This is a genomic window from Humiphilus diazotrophicus (genome assembly GCF_059726315.1).
Genome location: NZ_AP040870.1, coordinates 4,733,276 through 4,745,224, shown reverse-complemented (window position 1 = coordinate 4,745,224; position 11,949 = coordinate 4,733,276). Strand labels below are relative to the sequence as shown.

Annotated in this window: 11 protein-coding genes; 3 read left to right on the top strand and 8 right to left on the bottom strand. The window is 53.1% G+C overall.

Annotated elements, in window-relative coordinates:
* Positions 1–17: 17 nt before the first annotated feature.
* The 3 genes from AC6I7T_RS19950 to AC6I7T_RS19940 are packed head-to-tail and all read left to right on the top strand — an operon-like array spanning position 18 to position 2,629.
* Positions 18–1,448: a cation diffusion facilitator family transporter gene (locus tag AC6I7T_RS19950; protein WP_497789292.1), complete on the top strand. Its 1,431-nt coding sequence runs from the start codon at positions 18–20 to the stop codon at positions 1,446–1,448.
* A 9-nt stretch (positions 1,449–1,457) separates the two neighbouring features.
* Entirely contained in the window at positions 1,458–1,874 is a 417-nt protein-coding gene (locus tag AC6I7T_RS19945) for an OsmC family protein (protein ID WP_497789291.1), read from the top strand.
* Positions 1,871–2,629 carry a PASTA domain-containing protein gene (locus AC6I7T_RS19940; RefSeq protein ID WP_497789290.1) on the top strand — a complete coding sequence of 253 codons (759 nt, stop codon included), beginning with the start codon at positions 1,871–1,873 and terminating at the stop codon, positions 2,627–2,629. Before AC6I7T_RS19945 ends, AC6I7T_RS19940 begins: the two co-directional genes overlap by 4 nt.
* A gap of 44 nt (positions 2,630–2,673) precedes the next feature.
* Here AC6I7T_RS19940 and AC6I7T_RS19935 read toward each other — a convergent pair whose 3' ends face one another.
* From AC6I7T_RS19935 to AC6I7T_RS19900, 8 genes are all read right to left on the bottom strand, one after another.
* The gene (locus tag AC6I7T_RS19935) at positions 2,674–3,705 is read right to left on the bottom strand and encodes a VWA domain-containing protein (protein WP_497789289.1); all 1,032 of its coding nucleotides are present in this window, start codon (positions 3,703–3,705) and stop codon (positions 2,674–2,676) included.
* 113 nt (positions 3,706–3,818) lie between these two features.
* Entirely contained in the window at positions 3,819–5,168 is a 1,350-nt protein-coding gene (gene rsmB, locus AC6I7T_RS19930; RefSeq protein WP_497789288.1) for a 16S rRNA (cytosine(967)-C(5))-methyltransferase RsmB, read from the bottom strand.
* A gap of 8 nt (positions 5,169–5,176) precedes the next feature.
* Positions 5,177–6,109 (bottom strand): methionyl-tRNA formyltransferase, encoded by a 933-nt coding sequence (gene fmt, locus AC6I7T_RS19925; protein WP_497789287.1) that lies wholly within the window; start codon positions 6,107–6,109, stop codon positions 5,177–5,179.
* Positions 6,110–6,619 (bottom strand): peptide deformylase, encoded by a 510-nt coding sequence (gene def, locus AC6I7T_RS19920; RefSeq protein WP_497789286.1) that lies wholly within the window; start codon positions 6,617–6,619, stop codon positions 6,110–6,112.
* Between the two features lie 73 nt (positions 6,620–6,692).
* Positions 6,693–7,202: a peptide deformylase gene (gene def, locus AC6I7T_RS19915; RefSeq protein WP_497789285.1), complete on the bottom strand. Its 510-nt coding sequence runs from the start codon at positions 7,200–7,202 to the stop codon at positions 6,693–6,695.
* Between the two features lie 156 nt (positions 7,203–7,358).
* Positions 7,359–8,537, bottom strand: coding sequence for a chorismate synthase (gene aroC / locus AC6I7T_RS19910; RefSeq protein WP_497789284.1), 1,179 nt, complete (start codon positions 8,535–8,537; stop codon positions 7,359–7,361).
* Positions 8,538–8,791: 254 nt separating this feature from the next.
* Positions 8,792–9,859 (bottom strand): 3'-5' exoribonuclease YhaM family protein, encoded by a 1,068-nt coding sequence (locus AC6I7T_RS19905; protein ID WP_497789283.1) that lies wholly within the window; start codon positions 9,857–9,859, stop codon positions 8,792–8,794.
* 132 nt (positions 9,860–9,991) lie between these two features.
* Entirely contained in the window at positions 9,992–11,896 is a 1,905-nt protein-coding gene (locus tag AC6I7T_RS19900) for a peptidylprolyl isomerase (protein ID WP_497789282.1), read from the bottom strand.
* Positions 11,897–11,949: the final 53 nt, after the last annotated feature.

The following is an 11,949-nucleotide window of genomic DNA, read 5'->3' as shown; positions in this document are numbered from 1 at the left end:
TGTAGGCTATTGAGAGCATGACCGCGACACCCATCGTAAACACGCCGGAGATTGCTGCTGAAAAGCGGGCAGTCGCGCTTTCGTCTGTCATAGCGGCAACCTTCATGACAGGCCTGAAGCTGGCAACGGGTCTGCTAACCGGTTCTCTGGGTATGTTGTCCGATGCTGCCCATTCAGGACTGGATTTAATCGGCGCCGCACTGACGTTGCTATCGGTCCGGGTGTCGGACAAACCCGCAGACGAAGATCACACCTACGGTCACGGAAAGTTTGAGAACCTCTCGGCCTTTGCCGAAACCTTCCTGATGGGTGCCTCCTGTATCTGGATCGTTTGGGAGGCGATTGACCGCATCTTCCTGCACCCGGTTGTAATCCGGCCTTCTCTTTGGCCATTCCTAGTCCTCTTGCTCTCGATTGCAGTGGATTATTGGAGATCGAGAAAACTCCTGGCCGTCGCCAGACGGTATAACTCATCGGCCCTCGAAGCCGATGGTATGCATTTTGCTTCGGACATCTGGTCCAGCCTGGCCGTCATCATCGGACTGATATTTACGCGGATAGGCGATCTCTTCCACATCACATGGATGCATTACGCCGATCCGCTGGCAGCAATCATCGTCTCGCTTATGATTCTGCGTTTTGCCTGGCAGCTTGCCTGGCAGACGATCGGAGTTTTGCTCGATGCTGTCCCGATGGGCGACCGCCGCAAGATGCTGGCAGAGGTGGAGAAGGTACCGGGAGTGCTCTCCATCGATCAGGCACGGTTGCGCCGGTCGGGAGCCGCTTATTTTGCGGATCTCACACTGGCGCTCTCACGTAATCTCACCTTTCAGAGCACGGAAAAGCTTGTGGAACAGGCCACGGAAGCTGTCCATCGTGTTCTTCCTGGCGCAGACGTCGTTATTCACACGGTTCCACGACAGCATTCTGCCGAAAGCATCTTCGACCGGATAAGAGCAGCAGCAGCACGAAACAATGTTTCCGTTCATGACCTCAGCATCCAGTCCGTGCAAGGGAAGCTCCGTGTTGAACAGCATGTCGAGGTGAATGAAACGTTATCGCTGCTTACGGCGCACGACTTCATCTGCAATCTGGAGTCCCAGATCCTTCACGATGTTCCGGAGATCCACTCGATCCTGACTCATATCGAGAGTGAACCGGCAACCATCGAGGAGCCGGAAACATTCAGCAGTGCAAACCGCGTACTGGAAAACCATCTTCGGCACGCAGCCGCCGATTTTTCGGAAATCATCGATGTACATGAAATCGTCGTGACCAGAACGGGAGATCATACACAGCTTTCCTGTCATTGCACATTTCCGGATGAACTATCGATGGCTCGGGTACACGAGATTATGACCTCTCTTGAAACACGTTTTAAGATGGATGCGCCGGAGATTTATCGTGTTCTCATCCATCCCGAACCAGTCACAGATAATTCCCGTTAAGGACCGCACATGATCGCAAAGACTGAATGGAAAGGCGAGATGCTCTTCGAAGGAAGTACAGAGAGCGGCAATCGCCTGATGTTTGATGGAGATTCGAAGCATGCTGGCGGACCAAGCCCGATGGAAGCCGTTTTGATGGGCCTTTGCGGATGTACTTCGGTTGATATCGTCAGCATTCTGCAGAAGAAGCGTCAGCCCTTTACTTCCCTCACTGTCTCGGCAACAGCCGAACAAGCATCGGAATCGCCGCGCTACTTCACGAAAATTCAGCTCATCTATAAGGTCGGCGGCAAGGTCTCTCGCAAGGCGATGGAAGATGCAGTCGCTCTCTCGAAGAACAAGTACTGCTCGGTCTCTTCAATGTTGGAAAAAACAGCAAAGATTGAATTCCTCATTGAATATGCCGATGGAGAACCTTTGGAATGATTCGCTACTTCCGCTTCGCTTCCGTCATGCTGCTGCTGATAGTCGTTGCCATGCTATCGGCTGTGACAACTATGCACTTCGCAATTCACGGAGCGGAAGTCACTGTACCCAACTTCAAAGGCATGTCTCTTTCGGAAGCTGAGCGTCAGTCCTCGGGACTGGGCCTGAACCTGAATGTAGAAAACAGGTATTACTCTTCCGATATGCCAGCTGGAAATGTCCTCTCTCAATCTCCAACTCCCGGCACAGTAGTTCGACGCGAATGGAATGTACGTATCGCCGAGAGCCTTGGTCCGCAGAAGGTTTCCATACCGAATGTGGTTGGAATACAGGAACGCGCTGCCGCCCTGCAACTTCGGAAAGTAGGACTGGAGCTGAATACCACAGCACACATTCCTTTCCCCGGAGCAAATCCGGGAACCGTAATCGCGCAAGACCCACCAGCTAACGGTAAAGATGTGGAACGTCCGAGTGTCAGTATCCTCATTGCCGGCTCGCAAGCAGACGAAGCCAATACGGGCTTTGTCATGCCCGATTTTGTCGGTCAATCCTCTAGCGTCGCTATGTCTACGCTGGGTCTGCAAGGAATTAAAGTCGACCAGCCCAAGTGGGTCGATGTCGGGGTCGCCCAGGTAGGTCAGGGCAATGCCCCCATCCAGGCAATCAAGGTTCCTGGAACCATCCTGGCACAAACCCCAGCAGCAGGAAGTTTTCTCTCGCCCGGAACCCTTGTTCAGTTCTCCGTGGTTCGCTAGATATTCGCGGACTTTTGCTGGTTCACAGTAATAGCCAAAACGCTCTAATGCGCAGGGGCATAGTATCCGGATTGGCCTAAGATATTGGCAACCCGGGGCGGTCCAATCAAAACAATTGGATGAAACGAACCATCGTGTTTCAGATGTTTGGGTCGATAGAACAGTTGATACTCCTCTCGAATATCACTTTCGAGTTTGTCTAGAGCAGCCTTTATTTCTACTTCTGATACATCTCCCCAAATCACACGTCCACCGGTCTGATCAGTCAAATTCCTTAGTGTTTCCGGTCCCGAGGACGTATCTTTGCGGGACGAAGTAAAAGCGTAAATAGCTGTATGAGCGTGTTGGCACATGCCTGCAGCTTCTTGCAATGTTGTATGGCTCGAAGTATCTACTCCATCCGAAAAAAGCAAGATGGCATTTTGAGTGTTATCTTCTCGTGGCTTAAATTCATAGAAGCAGGTGTTAAACAAGCTATCGAAGAGACCTGTACCATCGAGCGAACCTTCTGCACTTGAACCAACATGCTTGATTCCAGATATTACGGCGTTCAGATCGTGACTCCAGGGTTGAACAACGTTTCTTGCTCTGCGGAATCCAACCACAAGGCCGGAATCAGCTTGTTTTTGTATAAGCTTTTGTGCGGCGGCTATGGCGGTTGCACGACTTTTTGCCACATGTCCGAAAACAGATCCACTCGTATCTATTACGAATCCCATGCGCAACGGGCGCTCTGCTAACCTTTGTAAAGAAACAACTGTGCCCGGACCGTTCCCGTTATCGAAAAGATCGATTTCTGGAATTTTCAGATCATCGACTGGTCGTCCAGAAACGTCCACAGCATGAAAGATGACACTTATTTCTTCTACAGATACCGTTATCTTGTAAGGGTTATCCGGCTGGGGGTCTACACCACTTTGCGCAAGAGTTGTCGCCGTAGCGAGCAGGATATAGATGAAAAGCTTGTAAGAGGTCTGATGGTACCCCAAGAGTTTTTCCCTTGCCAAAGTTACATCTCTTATAGAAACCCTCGGCTTTTGTCGAGCTAATAATCCCTTTGATAATTGGATATTCACGCCTGTCGTCGATCGGAGATCTCGCTAAGCTTCGAACTGATTTCACTTACTCGAGAATTCAATTACTAAAGAACTAGCTACTATACTCTCGAACGACTTTGGGAAACTCAAAGCTACACACGCTGCAGGATTGCAGCAAAAAATCCATCGCAGGGAGCCGTACCAGGGAGAGTGCGAAGGAATCCATCCCGAATAGATGTCTGCTGAAGTATCGATAATCCTTCCGCCGTAAGTCTTCCCTCTGCAGCCAAGGCCTTCAGCTCCTGATCGAGCGGAACCAATTGCCATTCGGATTTCAACGAGGCCTCTATGACTTGCTCATTCTCCTCGGGCTCCAGAGAACAGGTGGAATAGACAAGCCGTCCACCGCTACGTACAGACCGCATTGCGGCTCGTAGAATCTCCTTCTGTCTCTTCTGTTGTCGCGATAGATCCTTCAACTCAAGGCGATTCCGAATCTCGGGATTTCGGGCCAGAGTTCCCGTCCCGCTGCAAGGCACATCGCACAGGACGAGATCGAAAACAGCTTCTTCTTTTAGCAATGCGGCATCTGCCACGCAGCACTTTATCTGTGGGCTGAACGGGAGCGCCGCAAGCATGGACTGCATCTGCTCCAAACGTCGCGGGCTTACATCGCAGGCAGTAATCTCTGCCTGAGGATTACACTCGGCCAAAACAGCTGTTTTGCCTCCCGGAGCAGCACAACAATCCAGGATCTGCGAACCTCGACCCGCCAGTTCGGCTATTAGCTGAGAGGCCTCGTCCTGCAGACGAATCCACCCTTTTCGAAAAGCATCGGTAGAGGTGACATCGCCCTTGCGAACTCGACGGGCAGCCTGAAGAAACGCTCCAGGATCGAGCTCAATACCTTCGGCAAGCAGAGATTCTTCCGCCTCCGGATGCAAGAGCCGTATCGCAGCGACAGGTTGCTCCTGATCGAAACTGCAGATGGTACTAGCCGCCTCAATGCCATAGGCCTGCGCCCAACGCGCAACCAGCCACTCCGGATGAGCTGTGGCCTGCGCCATTGCACCGATATCGGCTGGAAGCCTCTCTTCCCGGGTCTTCGGTGCCTTCGCAATTTTGCGAAGAACTGCATTCACCATTCCCGCAGCAAAGCGGTTCTCTGTTTGTTTGGCAAGCTCTACGCTATCGGAGATTGCGGCATGAACAGGAATTCGATCCATGTGCTGAAGCTGAAAAGCTCCCAGGCGAAGCGCAATACGAATCTCATCGTCAAGCTTGGCGTTAGGCCTTTTGAGGAAAGAAGCGATCTGGGCATCCAGTCTTAATTGCCACCGCAATACGCCCATGACCAGCGCAGTACACAGGTTTCGATCGAGTGCCGATAGATGATTAACAGCGGCTGAACGCAAGAGCTCATCTGAATGACCTTTGCCGCGCTCGACCCGTAGAAGAATATCGAAAGCTGCAACTCTGGCAGAAGCGGTTTTAGCTGACATGGCAGAAACTAGGCCAGAGTCTGGCCGCTCTTAAGCTGAGCCCCACGGAGAAAATCGGCAGCGGACATACGCTTCTTGCCTTCTAGTTGTAATTCCAGAATCTCAAGACAGCTTCCCTCACCGCATGAGACAAAGAACCGCCCGGATTCGATCCGAATCTCTCCTGGTTGAAGTTTTCCCGTTGCCTCAACTTGAGCTAAACGATGAACGGCAAGCTTCTTCCCGGCGAGCATGGTGTAGGCACCAGGCCAAGGCTGAAATCCACGCCAACGGTTATAGATCTCCGCTGCTGTTCGTGAGAAATCGATGTGGCCATCCTCCCGCGTCAAGATGGGAGCAAGCGTAGCCTGAGAATCATCCTGCTTACGCGGCGAAAGAGTCCCTGCCGCAAGCCCAGCCAGCGTCTCAACCATCAGCTCCGAACCCTCTTCCGCAAGCACAGAAAAGAGATCTGCAGCTGTCTGATCGGGAGCAATCGGAGTCTCTCGTTGCAGGAGAATGTCTCCTGTATCGAGGCCTTCATCGATACGCATTGTTGTGTTGCCTGTAACTGTATCGCCAGCTGCTACTGACCATTGGATAGGAGCAGCTCCACGCCAGCGTGGCAACAAAGAGGCATGAAGATTGATATTGCCGTGCTTTGGAAGATCCAGCATCCAGCGAGGAATAATGCGACCATAGGCCACGACAAGAATTACTTCCGGAGCAATCGATTCCAGCTGCGAACGGAATTCGGAATTGTTCTTGATCTTTTCCGGTTGGACAACCGGTAACCCGGCAGCAAGTGCGGTTTCCTTTACGGGAGGAGCTACCAGCTGCATTCCTCGACCACTGGGGCGGTCCGGTTGAGTAACAACAAGAGCCACCTCATGCCCGGCGGCGAGCACGCGCTTGAGTGTCGGTACAGCAAAGCTCGGAGTTCCGCAAAAGACTAGCTTCATCTACCACTCACCTGCCTGCTGTAGCTTGCGAATCTTTCTCAGAGCAAAACTTCTTTTCAGCGAGCTGATACGGAAGATGAAGAGCTCTCCTTCAAGATGATCGATCTCATGCAGGAAGCAGCGGGCAAGCAACTCGTCCGCATCCTGTTCGAACCACTCGCCCTTGGCATTCTGCGCACGAACGCGGACGTGGTTAGCACGCTCTACCTTCTCGAAGAGGTTCGGGAAGCTCAGGCAGCCCTCGTCACCGAGTTGCTTTCCCTCACTGACCAGGATCTCAGGATTGATCAGAACGAATTTCCCCGCAGGATCCTTGTCCTGGGTCAGGTCTACAACGATCAACCGCTTTGAGACGCCTACTTGCGGTGCAGCCAAACCAGCGCCATGCGCCTTGTACATCGTCTCAAACATGTTGTCGATGAGGGTCTGCAGCTCTTGGTTGAATTCGGTTACCGGCTCCGCTTTACGCTGCAGGATCGGATCTGGATATTTAACGATGGGCAGAATCATCGACGTCCTATTTCAAATCTATCTCTGGAATTTTCTGAAAACCGAGGGCAGTCCGGTAAAGTCACGGTCACAATTACCATTCCCCTGCCCGTTGCATCTTGCGAATCTTGCGTAAAGCCAAATCCCGCTTTAAGGAACTGATACGAAAGATGAAGAGAATGCCGTCGAGATGATCGATCTCATGCTGAAAACAACGGGAAAGCAGTTCCTCCGCATCCCGTTCGAACCACTCGCCTTTCGCATCCTGTGCTTTGACCTTCACGAGAGAGGCACGCTGAACCTTATCGCGAATGTCAGGCAAGCTCAGGCAGCCTTCCTCTTCGAACTGCTTCCCTTCCTGAAAAGTAATCTCAGGATTCGCCAGGACAATCTTTTCGGCAGAATCTTTTCCTAAGCTCAAATCCACAACCGCCAGGCGTTTAGAAACACCCACCTGAGGTGCAGCTAAACCAATGCCTTGCGCGTGGTACATCGACTCAAACATATTGTCGATCAGAGTTTGCAGTTCCTGGTTGAACTCAGTTACCGGCTCCGTGGGCCGCTGCAAAATCGGATCGGGGTACTTAACAATGGGAAGAATCATTTTGCGCTACTCTTCTAAGCAATCTCACTTTCGCGATAAACCCTGCTCATTTCGTCCCAGGCGGTTGCATTGGGAAAAATAACCGCCCTCGACCAAACTTTCTGCTGGGCACCGAAGTGAAAGGCTTCTACCGGAGGCCGACTCCTCCGGGTCATACTAAAAATTACGTATTTGTTCGATATAACCGTTGTAATTACGGAGCAGCTCTTCTGCAGAGTCTCCCCCGAACTTCTCCAAAACCAGCTTGGCAATAACGTATGCCACCATGGCTTCTCCGGCTACGCCTGCTGCCGGTACCACACAGATATCGCTCCGCTCGTAACTGGCTGAGGTTGGCTCCTTCGTATCGAACCGCACCGATGCAAGGGGACGCCGCAAGGTGCTGATCGGCTTCAGATAGCCACGAACTACGATATCCTCTCCATTCGAAATTCCGCCTTCCACTCCACCTGCATTGTTACGATCCCGGTGGAAGTGCGTAAATCCCCCAGGGGAGGCAGCATCATAGGAAATTGGATCGTGGACCTCGGAGCCAAAGGACTCCGCCGCAACCACTCCCCGTCCCAGTTCAACCGCCTTTACAGCTTGCAGAGACATCACAGCCCAGGCCAATAGCCCATCGAGACGTTCGTCCCAGTTCGCATAGGTACCGATACCCGGTGGCAAACCATGCACTACTACTTCAAAGATGCCGCCAATGGTGTCTCCGGTGCGAGAAGCTTGCTCGACCTCTGCCTTCATCAGTTCTTCGGTTGCATGATCCACACAACCCAACAGAACATGGTCCCGAGTCGCCAATTCAGCGATCTGCTCCCACGAAGGGCTCTCTTCCAGCTCAACGCGCCCCACACGGACAACATGGCTGGCAACCTGAATTCCCAGGTGGCGCAGTAGCAATTTGGCAAAAGCACCAGCAGCCACCCTGGCCGTGGATTCTCTCGCCGAAGCTCTTTCCAAAACATAACGGGCTTCGCGGAAGTTGTACTTCAACGCGCCGGCCAGATCTGCGTGTCCGGGGCGCGGAGAGGCAACCGCTTGATGCTTCGCGGGGTCACCAGCTTCTACCGGAAGCTTCTCTTCCCAATTCTTCCAATCGTGATTGGCAATCTCGATCGCAATAGGCGATCCGATCGTCTTGCCATGTCGAACGCCGGATAGCACATGAGCTTTATCCTGCTCGATGCGCATACGGCCTCCACGGCCATATCCTTGCTGGCGCCGCCAAAGCTCGCGATTGACGAATTCCAAATCCACCGGAAGACCGGCTGGAAGGCCAGAGACAAGAGCCATCAAGCTCTCGCCATGAGATTCACCTGCAGTTGAGAAACGTAACATGGGATCGTATTCGATTGTACCCCGTACATGATCTTTCCCATGACGGGAGGCCCAAAACGAGAGGCCTAAAGCATTTAGCTCCGGCTGTGAACCACGAAGTGATACAGCGCAGAATTCCACCAGGAAAGGACCGGCTTCAGTCCCTCACGTAGAAAGGCGCTGAAGCCGTATCTCTCATTTCTTATTGCTCTTCTTCACAGCTAGAAGGCCGTAACTTCCTTCTTTTCAGGGCCGCTTCTTTGCACGAAGAGCCGTTATCCCAATAGACCCGACAGCGGCGTAGATTCGGGTTCCGGCTCTGGCTCCGTCTCAGGCTCAGTGCGATTGCTGTTAGTGGCCGGTTCACCGCATCCGAGGTAATCTGCCGTACGCAATAGTGGTCGGTCCATTGCACGAACCCAATCGGTGAATTGCCCGCTCTCCTTACCCATCTGCGCTGCCTTTTCAAATTCGCTGCGCATGGTTTGCATCTTGGCATCCAGATCGTCGAGATAGTGCAGCATCACAGCCTCGGGAATCATCGGAAGCTTTGGAGATCCGAATTCCAGCTTCCCGTGATGGCTCAAGATGAGGTGTAAAACCAATGTTTTCAGGCGTGAAGGGAAATCCGGCAATTGGTCCATCTTGCGGGTCACGATCCCGATGCCGATCTGGATATGTCCCAGAAGCTGGCCCTCGATGGTGTAATCGAATCCGGTCTTCCAACTTAACTCGCGCAGCTTGCCGATATCGTGCAGAACGACCCCGGTCAATAACAGGTCCCGATTGATCTCCTGATAATGAGCTGCGACACTTTCAGCCAGCCCTAATAGAGAAACGATGTGTTCCAGAAGGCCTCCCAGCCAGGCATGATGCATGGCTTTGGCTGCCGGGGCCTCTTTCAAGGCTCGCGCAATGGCCGTATCCTCCAAAAGTGACTCAAGCAAAGCCTTCAGGTAGGGATCGCGGAAGCTGGAAGCATATCCGCAAAGGCTTGCCCATAGAGCACCTACGTCCTGGGTTGTACTGGGAAGGAGATCGCTACGATCAAACTCCCCCTCGGAAGCCCGGCGTAACTCGTCTACTTTCAACTGCAAGCGGCCATCGAAACGGCATACCTGTACACGGGCACAGATGACATCCCCCTTCTGCACCGCACCGGAGGGTGGTAGATTGTCCCACATCCGGGCCTCAATCTGGCCGGTGCGATCTCCCAGCGTCAAGGTCAGATAAGCAGAGCCATTCTTCGTGAGGCGTTGTTGGTATTGCAGCACCATGTAAGTAGCTGAAAAGGAAGGCGCGTTTTCAAAAGAAGCTAAATCCGCGATATAGACCGTTTTCACTCTTCCAGTGTCCCTCGAAATATCAGAAAATGCAGCTTTCTTTCGATGTCTCAGACAAAGATTTAGCTTCTTTCCAAAATAGATGAGCGCTGCACAATGGCAGCGCTCATGACAAACCTGAACAGGTTTAGCCTATTTTTGTGGTTGAGGTGTCTCAGCGGGCTGAGTGCTCGGCGTCTGATCGGCAGCGGGAGCCGCTTGGGGCTGCTGCTGTTCTGGCTGAGCTTCCTTCTTGTTCTTATTGGCACCGGAATACCTGGTCTTCTGCCCGTTGGTTTCGGCCTTTTGCTTCTTCGGCTTCTGCTTGGTGGAGGTATCGCCATTCAAGCCCAAAGGTGCCGCTTGAGTCTGACGCGCGGCAACATCCTCGGCATCCGGCGGAGGCGGAGCAAAAGGATCTTCCTTGGGTCCCTTCTGCTTCTTCTCCTTGGGCAGCTTGGCCCGAGCGCTGAAACGGCTCTTCTTCTTGGGCTCTGCTGTTGCTTCCAGAGGATTTGCAGGCTCTTCCTCAGCATTCGCCGCTGGAGTATTGGTATTGTCCGCAGCTTGGACGGCTCCTGCATCTTCCTTCTTGGTCAATCCCTTTGGCAGTGTCTCGCGAGGTGCCTGACCGAAGCGGATCTTCTCCTTCTTGCCCGGCTTCATCGTCCCTGACGAAGCGACATCCGAAGAGCTTTTTGCAGTCTTGGCCTTTGCAGGTACTGCTGCGGGTGCCGGTTTCTGAGCGGTAGGAACCGCAGTAGAGGACGACTCTCCCACTGCCTGAGAATCCGTGGTTGCTGCAGCGGTAGCCGGAGCAGCAGCCGGGGCTGAAGCAGGCGGCAGTGCCGGAGCGTTCTGAACTTCCTTAGGGGCCTTTACCGTATGAGTCTTTTCACGGAAGCGGACACGCTGAACCTTCTTTTTCTTCTTCGGGGCCGGAGGAACGTAGGCGCTGAAAACTGGCTTGGTCTGATTCGGACTTGCACCGGAATCGACATAGCCGGGCTTCAGATCAAGAAAGGCCTGTTCACGAAGAGTGGTCAAGAACTGACGCAGTGCAGGCTGCATCCTCTGCATGTAGAGGGTCTCTTCGACTTCCTGCTGCACGTCCTTAAGCTGGGGGGTGCCACCCTCAACGTGGCCGGTCACCTTCAGGATGATGTATCCCTGTTTGGTCCGGATAGGTTCGGTAAATTCACCTGTCTTCAGGCCAAAGGTACTATCTTCCAACGCTTTAGCCAGCATCCCACGTCTGAAATTCCCGAGGTCTCCGCCTTGAGCGGCCGTCGCTCCATCGCTATAGGAGCGGGCCAGTGTCTCAAAAGCCTGACCAGCCTTCAGTTTGGCTTCAATATCGTCGGCCTTGGCTTTCGCTGTGGCCAGCTTTTGAGGATCGACGTCGCCAGTATCCCCTTTTTCAGTCGCAGAAGGAGCAGGTTTGCCAGTTGAGACCAGAATTTCACTCAAACGAACCGATTCAGGGCGGGAAAACTCTGCCTGGTGAGCCGCAAAGAACCTCTGCACTTCACCGGGAGTCACCTGCAGGCGGCGTCCAACTTCTTCGCGGACAACCTGCTGAGTAACGATGTCATTACGGATCTTGGCCTTGAAATCTTCGAAAGAAACCTGCTGATCCTTGGCTGCTTTTTCCAAATCGTCCAAGGTCTCCAGGTGATACTGCTTACGGATCTCGTCGAGCCTCTTGATCAGCTCTGTTTCCCCGTTAATGCCGAGCTCTTTCCCCTTGGAGAGAAGCAGCTGCTGATCGATCAGATCGCGCAGGAGGTTCTTCTTACGATTTTCCAGGTCCTGGGGCATCACTCCCTGCTGCCGGGCCTCGGCCTCAAGCTGCTGTTGGGCACGCTCATAATCCGAGCGGGTAATGATCTGATCATTGACCCGGGCGATGATTTCTTCCACGGTTACGCCGCCATAGGGACTCTGCTGCTGAGCCGACAATGGGGAGTTGGGAGTTGCCTGGCTCATAGCCACGGGAGCAAAGGAAGCAGTGCTCAACAACAACACCGCGGGATATACGAAGGATCGCAAAGTCATCGCTCTCAACATCTCAAAAGGAAAAGAACCTAATACTACCGCTGGTTATTCCA